18 protein-coding genes are annotated in these 18068 nt (G+C 63.8%); 10 read left to right on the forward strand and 8 right to left on the reverse strand.

The annotated features are described in order from the left end of the window. The first annotated feature begins 12 nt into the window (after positions 1-12). Positions 13-1200: a hypothetical protein gene (locus V7778_RS17330; protein WP_335557518.1), complete on the forward strand. Its 1188-nt coding sequence runs from the start codon at positions 13-15 to the stop codon at positions 1198-1200. A 15-nt stretch (positions 1201-1215) separates the two neighbouring features. Further along, positions 1216-1875: a hypothetical protein gene (locus V7778_RS17335; protein ID WP_335557520.1), complete on the forward strand. Its 660-nt coding sequence runs from the start codon at positions 1216-1218 to the stop codon at positions 1873-1875. A 100-nt stretch (positions 1876-1975) separates the two neighbouring features. Here the strand turns inward: V7778_RS17335 and V7778_RS17340 are convergent, their stop codons facing one another. Next, complete coding sequence (locus V7778_RS17340) at positions 1976-3262, reverse strand: MFS transporter (RefSeq protein ID WP_335557521.1); 1287 nt, start codon at positions 3260-3262, stop codon at positions 1976-1978. Positions 3263-3442: 180 nt separating this feature from the next. On the opposite strand from V7778_RS17340, the gene V7778_RS17345 reads away from it, so the two are divergent. Continuing rightward, on the forward strand, positions 3443-3982 hold the full coding sequence (locus tag V7778_RS17345; protein WP_335557524.1) for an NMCC_0638 family (lipo)protein: 540 nt from the start codon (positions 3443-3445) through the stop codon (positions 3980-3982). 95 nt (positions 3983-4077) lie between these two features. Here the strand turns inward: V7778_RS17345 and V7778_RS17350 are convergent, their stop codons facing one another. Then, positions 4078-5259 carry a DesA family fatty acid desaturase gene (locus V7778_RS17350; RefSeq protein ID WP_335557525.1) on the reverse strand — a complete coding sequence of 394 codons (1182 nt, stop codon included), beginning with the start codon at positions 5257-5259 and terminating at the stop codon, positions 4078-4080. Positions 5260-5366: 107 nt separating this feature from the next. On the opposite strand from V7778_RS17350, the gene V7778_RS17355 reads away from it, so the two are divergent. Further along, on the forward strand, positions 5367-5600 hold the full coding sequence (locus V7778_RS17355) for a hypothetical protein (RefSeq protein ID WP_335557527.1): 234 nt from the start codon (positions 5367-5369) through the stop codon (positions 5598-5600). 141 nt (positions 5601-5741) lie between these two features. On the opposite strand, the gene infA is transcribed toward V7778_RS17355, so the two are convergent. Further along, complete coding sequence (infA, locus tag V7778_RS17360) at positions 5742-6008, reverse strand: translation initiation factor IF-1 (RefSeq protein ID WP_335557529.1); 267 nt, start codon at positions 6006-6008, stop codon at positions 5742-5744. Positions 6009-6278: 270 nt separating this feature from the next. Next, complete coding sequence (locus tag V7778_RS17365) at positions 6279-6530, reverse strand: hypothetical protein (protein WP_335557531.1); 252 nt, start codon at positions 6528-6530, stop codon at positions 6279-6281. A gap of 264 nt (positions 6531-6794) precedes the next feature. Here V7778_RS17365 and V7778_RS17370 point away from each other — a divergent pair, with 264 nt between their 5' ends. After that, positions 6795-7232, forward strand: a complete 438-nt coding sequence (locus tag V7778_RS17370) for a hypothetical protein (protein ID WP_335557533.1) — start codon at positions 6795-6797, stop codon at positions 7230-7232. Between the two features lie 16 nt (positions 7233-7248). Here V7778_RS17370 and V7778_RS17375 read toward each other — a convergent pair whose 3' ends face one another. After that, on the reverse strand, positions 7249-7584 hold the full coding sequence (locus V7778_RS17375) for a hypothetical protein (RefSeq protein ID WP_335557536.1): 336 nt from the start codon (positions 7582-7584) through the stop codon (positions 7249-7251). 169 nt (positions 7585-7753) lie between these two features. On the opposite strand from V7778_RS17375, the gene V7778_RS17380 reads away from it, so the two are divergent. After that, positions 7754-8833 carry a DUF5700 domain-containing putative Zn-dependent protease gene (locus V7778_RS17380; RefSeq protein WP_335557538.1) on the forward strand — a complete coding sequence of 360 codons (1080 nt, stop codon included), beginning with the start codon at positions 7754-7756 and terminating at the stop codon, positions 8831-8833. Positions 8834-8848: 15 nt separating this feature from the next. On the opposite strand, the gene V7778_RS17385 is transcribed toward V7778_RS17380, so the two are convergent. Next, positions 8849-9952 (reverse strand): NHL domain-containing protein, encoded by a 1104-nt coding sequence (locus tag V7778_RS17385; protein ID WP_335557539.1) that lies wholly within the window; start codon positions 9950-9952, stop codon positions 8849-8851. Positions 9953-10490: 538 nt separating this feature from the next. Here V7778_RS17385 and leuA point away from each other — a divergent pair. After that, positions 10491-12173 carry a 2-isopropylmalate synthase gene (gene leuA / locus V7778_RS17390; protein ID WP_335557613.1) on the forward strand — a complete coding sequence of 561 codons (1683 nt, stop codon included), beginning with the start codon at positions 10491-10493 and terminating at the stop codon, positions 12171-12173. Positions 12174-12312: 139 nt separating this feature from the next. On the opposite strand, the gene V7778_RS17395 is transcribed toward leuA, so the two are convergent. After that, positions 12313-13950: an ATP-binding domain-containing protein gene (locus V7778_RS17395; protein WP_335557541.1), complete on the reverse strand. Its 1638-nt coding sequence runs from the start codon at positions 13948-13950 to the stop codon at positions 12313-12315. 193 nt (positions 13951-14143) lie between these two features. On the opposite strand from V7778_RS17395, the gene V7778_RS17400 reads away from it, so the two are divergent. Continuing rightward, positions 14144-14887: an SDR family oxidoreductase gene (locus V7778_RS17400; protein ID WP_335557542.1), complete on the forward strand. Its 744-nt coding sequence runs from the start codon at positions 14144-14146 to the stop codon at positions 14885-14887. Positions 14888-15048: 161 nt separating this feature from the next. Beyond that, entirely contained in the window at positions 15049-16074 is a 1026-nt protein-coding gene (locus V7778_RS17405) for a hypothetical protein (RefSeq protein ID WP_335557544.1), read from the forward strand. 36 nt (positions 16075-16110) lie between these two features. Here the strand turns inward: V7778_RS17405 and V7778_RS17410 are convergent, their stop codons facing one another. Next, a complete protein-coding gene (locus tag V7778_RS17410) occupies positions 16111-17265 on the reverse strand; it encodes a hypothetical protein (protein ID WP_335557546.1) in 1155 nt (384 codons plus the stop codon). 165 nt (positions 17266-17430) lie between these two features. On the opposite strand from V7778_RS17410, the gene V7778_RS17415 reads away from it, so the two are divergent. After that, entirely contained in the window at positions 17431-18057 is a 627-nt protein-coding gene (locus V7778_RS17415; RefSeq protein WP_335557548.1) for an HAD hydrolase-like protein, read from the forward strand. Positions 18058-18068 lie beyond the last annotated feature (11 nt).

Consider the following 18068-nt stretch of genomic DNA (forward strand, 5'->3'; position numbering starts at 1 on the left):
GGTTGAGCAAATATGGTTGATGATGAACAGGGGGTTACCCGCGCCCTTGCCTCGCGGGAAACTGTTATTGAAATAATCTCCGTTGCAGTTGTCCTAGCAGTCAGCATCAACCTTATTACGTCTTACATGGCTGAGAGATTAGGAGCCGATTCTCTCGGCACTCTAATTTTAGGAACTTTATTTTTTTTGATCCCACTTATTCACCTGATCAAAAACATAAGGAATTCCCTAAAAACGACTACAGAAATTGACGGGGTAGTTGCCTTTGATATAAGGCAAAAGGAATTAGTAGATATTCCTGGGTATAATTTCTCAGAAAAGTTGGGAAAAACCACGAAAGCTGCTTTTTTCGAGAATCCCGCTTTCCAAAAAATGTGGGATGACAACCCATTAATTCCACCACAGCAACATCAGCATGAGTCTCCTCATTCACGAATAGACGACGCTGTTGTTGTATATTCGGCAATTTATGTCGATGGGCCTTCGATGTTTTCTCACTCGCCCAGTAGTAAATTGCTAACGGAAGCTTGCGAATATTATGTAATCGAATTGCTCTCCGATCATCTTGCAAACTATTTTCAAAATAGAGATGCTGGGGGCCAAAGCATTACTGAACTGACGGGATCTGACATACCGCAAATCTTGCTCAGCAATAGGTTTTTAAAACTTTTAACAACGCCCTTCGAAGAACGCCCAATTTATACGCAGGCAAGTATTCCTGCGCAAGCGCCAAATGGTGGAAAATTAAAATATATTCAAGGCTCTGATGGATCTATCTTCTCGACCTTAAGCCTTTGGCTTCCGAGAAATACACAGGTAACCAGATCGGATCAAGGGCCAGGATCTTTAGAGCTCAACGGCAAAAAAGCTTGCATTCGCTTTTCAATTGCATACTCGCAAGAACGCATTGCCGCGCCTACTCATTTCATTGAAATGTATCTGGGGAAAATGCCCTCTAATATAGCCTTATTAAAAGTTAAGGTAACGGTCGACGTCAAAGTAAAAGCGACTGCCCTGCTTTCGCCAAACGGATGGAGACTCTACCGTTGGGCAGACACTTTGCCTGCGAAAATGCGTAAAAGTATCGATTTTAACGCATTTATCGAACGAGTTAATTGGGAACAAATAAAAACACAGGCAAGAGTTTCAAAAATTCTTAAAAGAATCGAAGATAATATGGAGCGCAGAGCTTCTAACTAATTGGCAAGGTAGATCGTGGCCCGCTATATTCACTCAAGTATTCTTTTTCAATCGTACGTTCATATTGATGGATCATTTAATGAAATTCGCGAAGAGATTGATAATTTAAGTGAGGGGCTGGATTCATTCATTACAGATCGAGCAAGACATTTTTTATATCCCGATATTGATGTCGACCTTGAATTAAAAGAAGGCTCGATAAAAACGTATGCCACCGTTCGAGGCACTTTATTCGATTGCCTTCCAGCAGCATATAAAGATTTTTCGACAGAAATTGACAAGTTATGGTGGTTTGCAAAACGTCTCTCTGACGCGGCCGTAATGGAAATCGCTTTCAGAACCGGCTCATTTCTAGGCGCAATTGAACACACCGAGGCTCGGCCCGGAGTCATAGGTACAACAAAGAGAATTGTTGATGGAATTCTTTCGATCCAAACCGTTGAAACAGAACGTGCGGCTGCACAACTAATAAAGCGTGTTAGAAGTTATAGAATTCAGACCGAGAAAATATTGAAGCTCGTAGATGAAAGAGATAAAAATCTTCTAAAGGCGGAACTAAATAATTTGCTGAAGCTGGCCCCCAAAAAAGCAACCGCTTCTAAAGTAATCGCAAAGAAGCTAGAAGATGACTATAAAGAAGCTTTAGAGAAATTCTCGAAAGTTCTTGGCGACTAATATCGATTCGGTTTCGCCGAATAGTTTCTCTGAACGATGATAGGCATTGTAGCTGAGTGAAATCGCTGTAATGTAGAACTTCTGCTGAAATAACTTCTTTTCACTTTTCTTCTAGAATCGGCCTGGTCACCAGGAACAGATAGGACATGGCGCCGAGGAAGGCAATACCGGCGCCGGTCAGCAAGGCCGGTACGAAGGACCAGGTCTGGGCGATGTAGCCGGTGAGGATGGGCGCCATGGCGCCGCCCAGGAAGCCGCCGAAGTTCTGGATCGCGCCGAGCGAAGCGATGCGGCTGCGCGGGGCCACCACCGTGGCCAGCGACCACGAGCAGGCCGACGAGGCGTTGGCGAGGAAGATGACGATCGAGATGCAGGCCACCGCCACGGTATTGCTCTCGACCAGGGCCGCCGGAATCGTGAACGCCACCATGCCCAGCATGGACGCCACCACCGCATTGCGCCGGCCGGACACCGGCGAAGCCGCGAGTTTCGCCACGCGATCGGAAGCCCACCCAGCGATCAGGGCGCCGGCGAAGCCGCAGAAGAAGGGAATCGAGGCCGCCAGGCCGGAATAGGCCAGGTCCATGTGGCGCTCGGTGCGCAGGTAGCCCGGCAGCCAGGTCAGGTAGACCCAGTTGAGGTAGACCGAGCCGGAAAATCCGAGCAGCATGCCCCAGGTGGCGCGGTGCTTGAACAGTGCGCCCCAGGAGGACAGACCGGTCTTTGGCGCCTCCTCGGCGGCCTGGCCCGCGTCGAGGTAGGCGCGTTCTTCGGCGGTGAGTTGATCGCGCACGGGGTCGCGGTACAGCGCCACCCAGACCACGGCCGCCACCAGGCCCATGCCGCCGGTGACGAAGAAGGCCCAGTGCCAGCTGGTCGCGGCGATCAGGGGCGCCAGGCACAGCGGCGCGAGCGCGACGCCCAGGGGCGAAGCGGAATTGAAGATGCCTGTCGGCGTGCCGCGCGAGCGCGGCGGGAACCAGTTGCTGACCACCCGCGCCGCCGCCGGGAATTGCGGCGCCTCGCCGATCCCGAGCACGACGCGCGCGAGCACGAACCAGCCGAAGGTCGACACCAGTCCGCCCGCGGCCTGCGCCAGCGACCAGATGACCAGCCCCATGCCGAGCAGCCAGCGCGGCCCGATCTTGTCGACCAGGGCGCCCACCGGCAGCTGGCACAGGGCATAGCTCCAGGAGAAGGCCGACAGCAGCAGGCCCATCTGGCCCAGCGACAGGCCAAGGTCGGCGCGGATGTATTCGTTGGCCACGGCCAGGGTGGCGCGGTCCAGGTAATTGATGACGCCGGTGACCACGAGCAGCACGAGGGCCAGGGTTTGGCGGCGGCGGATACGCGGCGGCGTGTCTTGATTAGAGGAAATATCGATCATCCCGGGATGCTACCAAAGGCCGGTGCGCAGGGCGAAAGATATTCTCGCCAAGGACAGCATGAGTGTCTTGGCGACAACAGTTCAGGCAAGCCTAGGCGCGTTCGATTGCAGGAATGCAAGCCAGCATTTGGAAGCCGGCTTGCTATAGTAGGTTTCCGCAACCAGCTGGAGCATACGCCCATGCGACTTCGAAAAGCCGCCGTGACGCTTGGTGGAAGCCTGCTTCCCACCCTCGCCGTCGCCTCTCCGGACCTGCAGGCCTCGGCATTCATGGATATCTATGCCTCGCACTGCATCAAGTACCTGCATGACTTCGACGGCTTGCGCCGCCACCTGGGCGCTGCGCCGCGCCTGTCGCCCGACAAGGCGGCGGTGTTCCTTAAAGGCTCCCAGGGGAATGCGTGGATGGTGCCCAGCCCGCATGGCCAATTCATCCTGGTGATCAACCAGGACAAGCAGCTATGCGCGCTGTATGCGAAGACCGTTCCGGCCGCGCCGGCGCAGGAACTGTTCGAGAAGGTCGTGAGCAATGCCCCCGCGCCCTTCCGCAGCAAGCAGATGCGCAATACATCGTCGCCCGGGACGGACGGCGTCACCCGCACCGTGGCCTACGAATGGAGCACCGACAGTTCGCCGCGCAAGCCGTTGTTCTCGCTGACCGTCACCACCAACCCCAAGAGCGTGGCCCAGGGCGTGGCGATTGCCGCCCTCGGACACTAAGCTTGCCGGCGTCTCAGGCGTCTTAAGGACTTGGGCACCGACCGAGGGGGACGCCGAGTCCCGGTGCGACGGTCTTACGCTAACGGATGTGAGGATCACGCGTAGCCGCGCAGCTCGCGGGCGAAGGAGCGCAGCTGCGGACACATGGCCCTGGTCGCGCGGGCGCACCATCCCGACAAGGCCTCGCGCAACTGGTCCTCGGTGGCGAGCGAACGCTGCCACAGGGCGGCCAGCTGCTCGCGCAGCGCCTGCACCTGGCGCAAGCGTTCGCTGGTACCGAGCAGGGCGCCCAGCACCGATTGTTCGTCGTCGTTCAAGTAGCCGGGATCGCGCGCCAGCAGGCGCAGGGCCATGCGGCGGCTGACGCCGGGCGGCAGCGCGATGTTGCGCAGCTCGCGGTTCCAGACCGGCGCCAGGCGCGCCGACAAGGCCGCCATCACGCGCGCCCGGTTGGCCAGTACGGCGCGCAAGGTGTGGTCGTCGACTTCCATGTGCCGGTAGCGGATATGGGGCGCTGCCGGCACCGGCCTCGCCCGCGCCAGGCCGAACAATTGCAGGATGCGGATATAGAGCCAGCCGGCGTCGAACTCGTACCATTTCACGGACATCTTGGCCGAGCTGGCGAAGGTGTGGTGGTTGTTGTGCAGCTCTTCGCCGCCGATCAGGAGGCCGATCGGGACGATGTTCGTGGCCGCCTCGGCGCAGTCGAAATTGCGGTAGCCGATGGCATGCCCTGCACCGTTGATGACGCCGGCGGCGAAGATCGGAATCCACAGCATCTGGATGCCCCAGACCGACAGGCCGATCACGCCGAACAGCGCCACGTCGAGCATCAGGAGCACGCCGACGCCCTGCCAGGTCCAGCGGCTGTACAGGTTACGTTCGATCCAGTCGTCGGGACAGCCGGCGGCATAGCGGTCGATCGCGGGCTGGTCGCGGCTGGCAGTGCGATAGAGTTCTGCGCCGCGCAACAGCACCGTGCGCAGGCCTTCCAGGCGCGGGCTATGCGGATCGCCTTCGCGTTCGCAGAAGGCGTGGTGCTTGCGGTGGATGGCGACCCACTCGCGCGTGACCATGCCCGTGGTGAGCCAGAGCCAGAAGCGGAAGGCGTGGCTGGCGACGGGATGCAGGGTGAGGGCGCGATGCGCCTGGTGGCGGTGCAGGTAGACGGTGACGGCGATGATGGTGAGATGGGTCGCCACCAGGGTATAGACGACGATGCCGACCCAGGACGCGTGGCTGAGTCCGGAATCCAGGAAACGCAACAACTCCGTCATTGCTTTCTCCTCGTGCAGGCTGGCGCATTCCCGTGGGCGGTACGCGCCGATCCATGTTACGGTGCCATCAGGACAAAGCGCCGACAGCGGCCGCATGAAAGGCCAGCGTGATTTCCCAACACTACCGTGGATACGACATCGAGGTAAGCTGCTTGCAGAGCGAGGAACGCTATGCCTGGCAGGTCACGATCCTCGACCGCCAGGCGGGCGCCCAGCATGCCCATGCAAGTTCGCCCGGCAGCTGCGCCGCTGCGGCCGAAGCCCAGGACCGCGCCTTCCAATACGCCCGCGCATGGGTGGAACTGCACCCTTTGCACTGGCCTTTCGACGATACCCGTTAGGCATTCCCGCCGCCTGGCCGCGCTGGCGGCGGCCAGACCTCAGTATGCGCGTTTTGCAGGACAGGCGCGCACGACAAACATGTCACGAACACGCACCCGACCATCAAGAGTTGCGAGACCGCGACGGTCTCGCGGGATGGCTTAGCGGCGGCGCATCGGGGCGCTGCGCGGTCCGACCGGGCCGCGGTTTTCGATATGGCGGAACACGATGCGGCCCTTGGTCAGGTCGTAGGGCGACAGCTCCAGGGTGACACGGTCGCCCTGCAGGATGCGGATGTGGTTCTTCTTCATGCGGCCCGAGGTGTAGGCAATCATTTTGTGACCATTGTCGAGGTCGACGCGGAAACGCATCTCGGGCAGGACCTCGGATACCAGGCCATTCATTTCAATCAGTTCTTCTTTTGCCATGCGGTTTCTCCAGTGGCGTTGAGGACCGTGCACGCGCACGTTCCAGGAAATTGCGGAAAAGCGTCGCGAGCCGAAGGTGGTCGCGAAGTGAAAAGGCCTGGCCGGGAGCGCAGGAGGAGGAGAAAGCGCCCGCATGCCGCGGACGTCGTTTCACATGATGCTGGACAGGTTATTGCTCGAATACACGCACGCTGCGGTGCGCCGGACCTGTCGATAGTACCGCCAGTATAACAGGAATGAATGTGCGCCGCACAAAACCCCATCGACTGCTTATGACAGCTGGCTTGGCTCTTCGTGGGTGGCGGTCGAGTGCTCGGTCTCGACAGACAGGCTGAGCTCGCTACTACCTTCGAGCACGACCTCGGGCGGATCGAGCATGTCGACAAGCATGGCATGCAATTCCTCGGTATCCCATGGCCGATTCGCATGCTGTTGCCGATGGATATAGGACATGACCTGCCGGTTTTGCTCGGCAGAGAGCGGCAGGCCATGGAAGGTGGACTGCGGAGACGATTCGATCATGACGACCTCCCTTTCTGGCCAAGGTGGTCAGATAAGACCACTATACGCCCGGCACCCGCGCGCGTCGCACGGCTGGCGGCGGCAAAGCAAGCATTGACAGCCCCTGCGGCCGTGCTACCATTCCCCCTGGGCTGAGCAGGACGCCCACTCTCGCGAAAGCCAGCGCACCTGCCAACGTGGTTCATACGTTCGTTTCAAGGTTCATACCATCCCATCATGGATGCCGCGGCGAGAACGGCATGCACATATGAAAAGGAATCCGGTATGCACTTGCCATCCCGTCCAGCGGACTCGTCCGAAACCAACACCGACTTCTTGCGCCGGGTTGCGCGCCTCATGCTGCGCGCGGCGCGCTCGGACCACCCCAGCAAGGCCTTGCCCGTTATCCGCCGCGTGCATGCGGCGCGCGCCGTCTCGGCCGGGAAGGTGACCGAGCTCTACCACGCGCGCCAGGCCCTGCAGCTCAAGCACATGTTCCGCACCGTCGCCGCCGAACTGGGCTACGACAGCTGGGACGCCTGCAAGCGCGATATCGAATCCCGTCCTTCCACCCTGCTCGACCGCTTCCGGCTCGACCTGGGCGCCTTCGGCGACTATGAACACGTGTGGTTCTCCGATGCCCCCGCCGCGCAGGCATGGCAGCGCGCACACGGCGGGCGCGTGGTCGTGTACGGCAGCCAGGCGGTGGTGATGTCGACTTGACGCACAGTACGCGTTCTTAGCGCCGGTTGCCCATCTTCGCTTGCGATGGCGCTTCGATCCGCGCTTCATACTGCGCCAGGCGCCGCGTGACAGCGGCATGCCTGGCGTATTTCTTCCTGAGCGCGGCCAGCCGCCGGTCGGTGCCGCGGCAGAACCTGCCGAGTTGGCGCGCGACTTCCTTGGTTCGCTCCACGTCGCCCGGATCGGGTAATTCGCCGCGAAAATGCTCGCAGGTTTCGCGCAAGCCGATGAAAGCCCGGACTTCTTGCGGCAGCGTTTCCGCCGCATGCAGCGAAGACGCCATCAAGAGCAGCAGCAGCAGAACGGCAGCTTTCATCATCGCCTCCGGCATCGAACCTTACCTTCCGGATTAAAGTCCGTCCGGCGCCGCCCTGTATTGCGCTAATGCAGATGCAGATGCAGACGCATCATGCCCAGCTCATTATCCGGCATGCAGATGTTCATTAGTGAAGCGCCCTTCTCTACAATCGCTTGCATACCAATCCGATTCGAGGAGGAATATGAAGTCCGCATTGCTCTCAGCCCTGTTCGGCATTCCGATGCTCGCCTTGCCGCCCGCCTGCGCCGCCGGCCCGGCCGCGCCCACCCAGGCCAGCGCCCCCGCGCGCCTTGACTTCGCCTTCGACTACGAGTTGGCCAGGCTGGTCAGCCAGTCGGTGGCGCAAGGCCAGTTCAGCGAAGCGGCGATCGCCGCCATCCGCAGCCATCCGGCCAGCGCGGCGATGGTGCGCAAGATGAAGCTCAAGGGCATGGACGAGCTGATCGCCTACCTGCGCACCCTGCCCGCCAACCCGAAGATGGCGCCGGCCGCCGAAGCGATCCATGCCAGGCTGGGCGGCGCGGCGGGCGACGGCTACGCGCCGCTGGCGGACGAGGTCACGCGCCTGCTCAGGCAGTACGTGCCGGCCGACTTCGCGGGACGCCTCACGGTCTATTTCATCTTTGGGGGCAATGCGGGCGGCTTCGCCTTCGACGACAACCGCAACGACGTGTACGTGAACCTGGCGCGCATGTCCGAGGCGAGCACGCAGGAGCTGGCCGAGCTGGTCGCGCACGAGCTGTTCCACGGCGTGCAGGCGCAGCTGATGCCGCCGCCGCCCCGCCCCGCGGCCGATACCCCGGCCGCGGCGCTGGGCCAGGTCTGGACCCGGCGCTTGCTCTACGACCTGCTGCAGGAAGGAACGGCTGAACTGTTCACCCATCCGCTGGCCGACCGTCCCGCGAACGGCTACTCGATGCGCGGCAAGGCGCGCATCGAACGCAACACCAAGCGCATGGAATCCATCGTGACCATGGTCGAGACCATCGGCCTGCGCCTGCTGGCCAGCCCGCCGCGCGACGAGGATGGCTATGAAGCCATCTACGGCTTGCTGTTCTACGGTACTTTCGACGAGCCGGCCTATGACCTGGGCTGGGTCATGGCCAGCACCATCGAGCGGCATGAAGGCAAGGCGGCGGTGTATGCGCTCCTGAAGGCGGAGCCGAAGCGCTTCCTGCTGCGCTACCAGGAGCTGGCGCAGCAGGATCCCAAGCTGCCGAAGTTCAGCGAGGACTTCGTGCGCGCGGTCCGCGCGCTGTGAGCGCAGGCTGAAGGATCAGGGCAGCACGATCTTGACGATCGCGTTGCCGGAGGTGACGTAGAGATTGCCCTTGCCGTCCGTGACGATGCCGCGGATGTCGGCCAGGCTGCCGGGCAAGGCGCCGGTGCGCACCAGGTTGGCGCGGGTGGTGCCCGCCACCGTGGTGACGACGCCGGCAGGCGTGATCCTGCGCACCAGGTTGTTGGTGGTATCGGCGGCGTACACATTGCCCTGCGGGTCGACCGTCATGGCCAGCACGTGTTCGAAACGCGCGTCCAGGCCGGTGCCGTTCGCCGCGCCCTTGGTGTTGGCCGCGCCCGCCAGGCCGACCAGGGTGGGCGTGCCGAAGGGACCGCTCGGCGTCCACTTGCTGATCTTGCCTTCCAGGTCGTACAGGTAGGCGCTGCCCGCGCTGTCGGTCGCCACGCCGCGCGGCAGGAACAGCCGGGTGCCGAGCAGGTCGTTCGCCACCGCCTGGCCTTCCAGCATCACGACTTCGTTGGCGGCAGACAGCCTGCGGCTGCCGTAGCGGTTGGTGATGAACAGGTTGTTGTTCGTATCGACGGCGAGCCCGCCGGCCACGACGTCGGCCATGCTGCGCCCATCGACGTTGGTCCCGACCGGCAGCGTGTAGCGGGTGCTTACCTGCCCGGCCGGGGTGATGCCGCGGATGGCCAGGTTGTCGGCGACGAAGACCGTGCCCTGGCTGTTGACAGCCACGGCCGCCGGGTTGGCGAAGCGTGCATCGGACGCGCTGCCGTTGGCGGTGCCCGTCACGCGCGCCGCGCCGGCCAGGGTGGTGACCACGCCGGCCGGCGTGATCTTGCGGATCGTGGCATTGCCGGTGTCGGCCACGTACAGGTTGCCGCTGGCGTCGATCGCCAGGCCGCGCGGATTGGTGAAGCGCGCCGCCGTTCCCGTGCCGTCCATGGTGCCGTCCGCCGTCGGGTCGCCGGCGAACACCGTCAGGGCGGTCGACTGCGGCGGCGGGTCGTCGTCGTCATCGTCGCGGTCCTTCGGAATGCCGTCGCCGCAGGCGCTACACAGGAACATCAGGGCGGCCGCGCCGAGGAGCTTCAGGCGCCAGCGGGCCGCATGCGAGACGGGAAGACGGGACATGGACATCTCCGAAAAAATAGTGCAGAGATGCTAGCACGCAGCTCCGCCCTCCGCCTGCGGATGGGCCATGAGGCCCGCATAATCTGCGCGGCGCCAGATGCCTCCGGGGCGCCTGGACTTTTGTGAATTCCCGTACTTTCTTCGCCACGGACGCCCATCATCCGCTTGACATACGGTAAAGCTTGGCATAAAGTCGAAATTATGTCCTTCCCACTGCATCTATCGACTTCCCTACCAGCTGCCGGCGCACGATCGCTGGCCGCCCTGCTACTACGCGCGTAATCCCCCCGCGCCTCGTCCGGTCACCGCCGGCCTCCCCAGCAGTCAGGAAAGTTGCACCGATGTCAGCCAGTCTCACCACCACGTCTTCGCTTCGCCACCCCCGGATCCTCCTGGCGATGGGCGCGCGCGCTCTGCTCCGCCTGCTAAAGCTACCGACCGGTTGCCGGGCCTAGCGTTCGTGGCCCGTCCGGCAGCCTGCGCCACACGCCGTACACCGTCCAGTCAGACCCTTGTGACCACCATTCAGGAGCACCCGATCATGTTGCAGAATCCCGCCGCCAAGTACCGCCCCTTCCCCGCCGTCGACCTGGCCGACCGCCAATGGCCCAGCCGCACCATCACCCAGCCGCCAATCTGGATGAGCACCGACCTGCGCGACGGGAACCAGGCGCTGATCGAGCCGATGAGCCCGGAGAAGAAGCTGCGTTTCTTCGAGATGCTGGTCAAGGTGGGCGTGAAGGAAATCGAAGTCGGTTTCCCGTCCGCGTCGCAGACCGACTTCGACTTCGTGCGCATGCTGGTTGAAGAGAACCGGATTCCGGACGACGTCACCATCATCGTGCTGACCCAGGCGCGCGAAGAGCTGATCCGCCGCACCGTGGAATCGGCGGTGGGCGCCAAGCGCGCCGTCGTCCACGTCTACAACTCGGTGGCGCCGGTGTTCCGCCGCGTGGTGTTCAACATGGCGCGCGAGGAGATCGTGCAGATCGCGGTCAAGGGCACGCAATTGATCAAGGAGCTGGTGGCCCAGCATCCCGAAACCCGGTGGGGCCTGGAATACTCGCCGGAGTCGTTCTCGACCACCGAGCTCGATTTCTCGAAGCAGATCGTCGACGCCGTCAGCGCCGTGTGGGAGCCGACCCCGCAGAACCGGATGATCGTCAACCTGCCGTCCACCGTGGAAGCGGCCACGCCGAATGTATACGCCGACCAGATCGAGTGGATGTGCCGCCACCTGGAGCGCCGCGAGTCGCTGGTCATCAGCGTCCACCCGCACAACGACCGCGGCACCGCCGTGGCGGCGGCCGAACTGGCGGTGATGGCGGGCGCCGACCGCGTCGAGGGCTGCCTGTTCGGCAACGGCGAGCGCACCGGCAACGTCGACCTGGTCACCCTGGCCATGAACCTCTACACCCAAGGCGTGCATCCGGGCCTGGACTTCTCGGACATCGACGCGGTGCGCCAGCTGGTCGAGGACTGCAACCAGCTGCCGGTGCACCCGCGCCATCCATATGCGGGCGACCTGGTGTTCACCGCCTTCTCGGGTTCGCACCAGGATGCGATCAAGAAGGGCTTCGCCCAGCAGAAGGCCGACGCGCTCTGGGAAGTGCCCTACCTGCCGATCGACCCGGCCGACCTGGGCCGCAGCTACGACGCCGTCATTCGCGTCAACAGCCAGTCGGGCAAGGGCGGCATGGCCTATCTGCTCGAGCAGGAATACGGCCTGCAGCTGCCGCGCCGCCTGCAGATCGAATTCTCGCGCGCCGTGCAGCGCGTGGCCGACGAGAGCGGCCGCGAGATCGCGGCGAGCGACCTGCACGCGCTGTTCGCCAGCGAATACCTGGAGCAGGACGAGCCTTACCACTATATCGGCCACCGCATGACCGAAGCCAGCGGCGAGGACGTGCAGCTCGAGGTGAACGTGGCGCGCCACCATGCGCCACAGGCCTTCAAGGGCACCGGCAACGGCCCGATCGACGCCTTCGTCAACGCGCTGGGACTGGAGATCCGCCTGATGGACTACCACGAGCACGCGATCGGCTCGGGTGCGGACGCGAAGGCGGCCTGCTATGTGGAGCTGCGCGTGGGGAACGGGCCCACCTTGTTCGGCGTCGGGATCGACAGCAATATCGTGACGGCCTCGTTCAAGTCGGTGCTGTCGGCGGTGAACCGGCATGTGCGGGCGGCTGGGGTGGACGCGGGGGAGATGGCAGCCTAATCGCCTCCCTGGCTAAGCATGGAAACTTGGGTCCCCGCCTTCGCGGGGATGACGGTCTTGAGGTTATAGGCAAACTCAAACAACGTCATCCCCGCGCAGGCGGGGACCCAAGTCCGCACCGCAGCCACTAACGCATTCTTTAGCCGCTGCTCACCCGATCCAGTATCTGCACCGAGGCCCTCTCGCTCATCACCAGCACCAGCTTCAGCCTCGCCCGCGTCATCCCCACGAACAGCTTGCGCAATGCCAGCTCGTCGAGCTCCTCGAAATCGATCTCGGTAAAGATCAGCGCCGGCGCCGACTGTCCCTTGAAGCGGTAGACCGACTCCGCCAGCAGCCCCCCTTCGCGGAATAGCGGATTCCCGAAGAGGTCGTACCCCCCCGTGAACGAACGCAAGCTGTGCGCGTCGCTCAGCTTGTCGAGCTTGAGAATGGTCGACTTCTCGCGCCCGCGGAAGGAACAGATGGCGATGTCCTGGCGCCCGAAGCCGGCCGCCAGGCACAGGGTGACGGCGCGCCGCGTCTGCGACAGCATCGCTTCCGTATCGCCTTCCGGATAGGTGAGTTCCTCGATGTCCGCCCCTTTGAAAGGACTGCCCGCTTCCACCGGCTGGCGCGCCGCGCCGATGGAGGTCAGCATGTCGACGATCTGGCGCGGGCTGCGGTAATTGGTGTTCGAATGCAGGGTCACCCAGCCCGGCAGCGGCACCATCTCGCGGCCATACAGGTTCTGGTCCGGATCCTCCAGCCAGATCGCACGCCCGCCCTCCTTCAGCATGCGCAGCACGATGTCGCGCCAGACGGTCGAGAAATCCTGGCCCTCGTCCACGATCACCACGTCGTAGCGCCAGGTCTCGGGCAGGTCGGCGGCCGCCAGCGATTTTTCGATGTCGGTCCAGACGTCCGGCGAGGAATAATCGGGTGTCATGTCCTGGGCGCGCAGCCAGGCGTCGCATAGGGTGTGGAAAGTGGCCACACGCCCGCCCGCCGGCACCAGGCGCTCGATGTGGTCGGCCAGCGGGCGGTTGAAGCAGACGTAGAGCGGGCGCAGGCCGGCGTCGATGGCGGCCGTGTACTCGGCCAGCGCCAGCTGGGTCTTGCCGCTGCCGGCCGTGCCCACCACGCGCAGGCGGAAGGGCGCGAACTCGAGCCGCCGCGCCCAGGTGGCCAGGCCGCCCGACAGGCGCGTCACCATGTTCACCGCGTGGCCGATCATCGAGCTGGGGTCGGGCCGCAGGTTCAGGGTGTCGCCCAGGAAGCGCGAGACCTTCTCGAACTCGTCGTTCCTGGGCGTGAGCGGCAGGGCCTCGCGGATCACGCGTGCCAGTTTGGGCTTGTTGGTGGCGTCGATGATGTGGTGCGGGTCGATCCCGGCCAGCTGCTGGTCGCGCACGATGTAGTCGGGGCAGTACAGCAGGTAGTCGATCGACAGCTCGCCCTGGAAGCGCTTGGCCAGGCCCTCGATGGTCGACAGGATCTGGTTGCGGATCTTGCGCGGCTTGCCCAGGTAGTTCTTGACCAGTCCGTCCTTGGTCTCGGTCAGGAAGCCGGCCACCTGCTCGATCACCAGCATGCGCCCGTTCGGCGCCACCACGATGAAGTCGATATCGCCGTAGACCGAATAGCCCTGCTCGACATTGGTCCAGTGCACGCCGTGGTAGATGTGGTAGGGCGCGTCGGACAGGCGCTGGTCGAGATAGGCGAGGGTTTCGATCTCGCGCGCCGCGGCGCCGGTCACGGACATCTCGCGCCAGCCGGCAGGATGGATGTAGGCCATAGGTCGTCAACGCCTCCCTGGGAAATTATCACTATTGTAAGGCTGTGCGCTCTCTGGAAACACACTATTGGATCTGGCGCTTGGGATAGCGCATTGTTGAGCGATATGGAATGAAGTTACCCACAGGCAGGCAATGATCTTTATGCGCTAATAGTCGATCATGCTCGTATCCACTTCACGCACAGGAGCCAGCATGAATAGCAACACACAGCAGCAGGTCGCCATCGTCACCGGCGCGTCGCGCGGCATCGGCGCCGCCATCGCCCGCCGCCTGGCGGAGGACGGCTACCGGGTCGTCGTCAACTATGCGCGCGATGCCCGGGAGGCGGAACGGACGGTGGACAGCCTGCGCGCGGCCGGCCATGCGGCGCTGGCGGTGCGCGCCGACGTGTCGAAGGCGGAGGAAGTGCGCAGCCTGTTCGACACGGCCGAACGCGAACTGGGCAAGGTCGACGTGCTGGTGAATAACGCCGGCATCCTGCAGGTGATGCCGCTGGCCGACACCTCGGACGAGCTGTTCGCCCAGACCTTCGGCATCAACGTGCAGGGCAGTTTCAACACCATGCGCGAGGCGGCGCGCCGCCTGAACGATGGCGGGCGGATCGTGAACTTCTCGACCAATGTGCTGGCGATGAAGCTGCCCGGCTACGCCGCCTACGCCGCCAGCAAGGCGGCGGTCGAGGCCCTGACCGGGATCTTCGCCAAGGAACTGCGCGGCCGCCAGGTGCGGGTGAACGCGGTGGCGCCGGGGCCGGTCGCCACCGAACTGTTCTTCAAGGGGAAGACGCCCGAGCAGATCGAACAGTTCGCCAGGATGCCGCCACTGGAACGCCTGGGCGAGCCGGAGGACATCGCCAAGGTCGTGTCCTTCCTGGCGGGGCCGGATTCCGGCTGGGTCAACGGCCAGGTGCTGCGCGCCAACGGCGGCCTGTCCTGAGCGGATGTGCGGCATCCATGCAACAGCCGCCCGGCCGGCCGGGGAGCGGGGCCGCCCGCGCGCCCGCATGAACGCCATTGATTGCTTTGTCATTTGCAAAACTATGCGAGAATTGTCCGGTAACAAACGCCTTGTCCGTCGTTCGACCTTTCTCTTCTATCATGCAAACCAAAGTCTGTATCAGCGTCGATACTGAATTCAGTATCGCCGGCGCCTTCCACGACCACTCCCTGTCGCCGGTCGCCGAGCAACGCGTCTGGTGCGTGGTGGACAACAAGTCGCACGGACTGGGTTTCATGCTCGACTGCTTCGCGCGCCACCGCATCACCGCGACCTTCTTCGTCGAGGCGATGAACCGCCACTATTTCAAGCACGACCCGATGCGCAGTATCGCCGAGCAGCTGCACACGGCCGGGCACGAGGTGCAGTTGCACGTGCATCCCTGCTGGACCGTGTTCCAGCACGAGGACTGGCGCGAGCGGGTACGGGTGCGCACCAAGCCGGGCATCGACGACTTCTACCGCCGCCCGGAGGACGAATCGCTGCGCCTGATCGAGGCCGGCATGCAGACCTTCCATGACTGGGGCCTGCCGGCGCCGACCGTGTTCCGCAGCGCCAGCCTGCAGCACGACGACACCTTGTTCCGCGCCCAGAAGCGCGCCGGAATTCCCTTCAGCTCGCACGTCGGGCTGGCGGTGTTCGACAGCGGCGATCCCCAGTACCGCCTGTACAGCGGGCGCCACGAGCGCCATGGCGTGATCGAATGCCCGATCCTGACCTTCTGCGACTGGAAGCTGCCGGGCAAGCAGCACCTCAAGACCCTGACCATCACCGGCAGCAGCTTCGCCGAGATGCGCATGCTGCTCGAAGAAGCGCAGCGCGAAGGCGTCGAGCAGGTCGTGATCCTGACCCACCCCTTCGAATTCGTGCACAACCGCGATTTCACCGTGCGCCAGATGCGCCGCCACGCGCTGAACCAGCGCCGCCTGGAAAAGCTGTGCGCCTTCATCGACGCCAACCGCGACCGCTTCGCGCCGGTCGGCGTGGCCACCGCGGCCAGCGCGCCGATGCTGCCGCAATCCAGCCGCAACCTCCTGATCCGCGGCAGCCTGCTCACGGCGGTGCCGCGCATGGCCGAGCAGTTCGCCTACGAGAAGTACAGCCACTGGCAGCTGGTGCGCCAGTAAAGCCGGGCCGATGCGGGGCCGCGCCCCGCTCCCTCCTTACGACTTGGTCTGCAGCAGGTAGGCCGAGTTGCCCACCACGTCGGTCAGGCGGAACACTTCGTCCCGGTGCAGCAGCAGCGCCTTGGCCAGCTGGCCGAAGGCGCGCGGGTTGCGGCGCGGCGGATGGTCCAGCACCGAGGGCGCTTCGCGCAGCAGCGACAGGCCGTAGCGCACCGCCGCGATGCGGCTGACCGAGGCGTTGCGCGGCCGGGTTAGGTCGACCCGGTGCGCGCCCGGCTGGAAGAAGGCGGCCGGCAACATGGCCGGTTCGTCGTAGCCGGCCGCGTAGACCTTGGCCGTGGTGCCGCCCAGGCGCGGGTTCACCTCCAGGAAGAAGGCTTCGCCGGTCTCCGGATTGAGGATGAAGTCGTAATGGAAGACGCCGCGCAGCCCGGCCGCCTGCTCGAAGCGGCGGCAGGCGTCCAGCAGGCCCGCCGGCAGGGCGTAGGGCTGGAGCGCCACCGCCAGGCCGGCCGACTTGATCGAGGTGCAGAAGGCTTCGTGGTGGTCCCAGGAGCCGTCGGCCGCGCGCGCCGCGTGGATCACCAGGTTCGGACCGGCCACGAAGGGCTGGGCCACGATCCGTCCTTCCGGCGTGGTCATGGCGCGCGCCACGGCCACCGCCTCGGCCGCGGTGGCGACCAGCTTGACCTTGAACGAAGGCCGCACCAGGCGCGTGATGTCGGGACGCAGCACCAGCGGCCCGGCCACGCCGGACAGCTCGCTATCGCGCTCCAGCACGTGGGTCGGCATCACCGGCAGCCCGGCCTGGCGCGCCAGCTCCACCTGGCGCGACTTCGATTCCAGCACCTCGTACAGCTCCGGCGTATTGAGCATCAGCGTGGTGGCGCCGAAGGCGCCGGCGCGCTGGCGTTCGTGCAGCTTCAGGGCCAGCGACTCCGACAGCGCGGCCAGGCCGGCCACCTGCAGGCGAACGCATTCTTGCGCCACCTTGTCCAAGATCTCATCGAGCGCCGTACCGGCCGGGTAGAAGCGGTAGGCGTCGGTCAGCCGCTGCAGGCCGGCGGGTACGCGCCGTCCTCCGGTCTGGAAGAACGCGGTCCGGTAGCCAGCGCGGCGCCAGCTGCGGATGCAGGCCAGTTGCGCCGGGCCGAAGGGACCTATGATGCCAAGAAGGGGAGCTGAAGACATGGTGTGAAGGAAGCGATAGCGAAGAAGGCCTTGCGGCCGCGGGACGCCGGCGCGCGGGCAAAAAAAATGCACTCAGAAAATTTTATCACTCAACGCGGGTGTTTTCATTTTTTTAATGAATCGTGCTCCCTTTATAATTCCCTCATCTACCTTCCGTGTGCGCGCATGACTATCCGCCTGGCGATTTTCGATTTCGACGGCACCCTGGCCGACTCGTTCCCCTTCTTCATGAGCGTGTTCAACGAGATCGCCGACCAGCACGGCTTCCGGCGCGTCGACGCCCAGCAGGCCGAGCGCCTGCGCCACTACGGGCCGCGCGACATCATGCGCCACGTGGGCATGCCGGCCTGGAAGCTGCCGCTGGCCTCGCGCTCCTTCGTCGAGCGCATGCGCGAGAACGCCGCCCGCATTCCGCTGTTCGATGGCGTCGACGGCATGCTGCGCCACCTGGCGCGCAGCGGGCTGGAACTGGCGGTGGTGTCCTCGAACTCGGAACTGAACGTGCGCCTGGTGCTCGGTCCCGAGCTGGCGGCCCTGGTGCGCCAGTACGAATGCGGCATGTCGATCTTCGGCAAGGCGGCGCGCATCCGCAAGGTGCTCAAGGCCGCGGGCGTGGCGGCGCAACAGGCGCTGTACATCGGCGACCAGACCACGGACGCCGAGGCCGCGCGCAAGGCCGGCGTCGCCTTCGGGGCGGTGAGCTGGGGCTACGCGCCGATCGAGGCCTTGCGCCGCGCGGCGCCCCAGCGCGAGTTCGCGGCGCCCGGCGACCTGCTGGCGCTGGGCGCGTGAAGGCCGCGCAA

The sequence above is a fragment of the Massilia sp. DD77 genome, from assembly GCF_036961685.1.
Classification (GTDB): Bacteria; Pseudomonadota; Gammaproteobacteria; order Burkholderiales; family Burkholderiaceae_D; genus Telluria.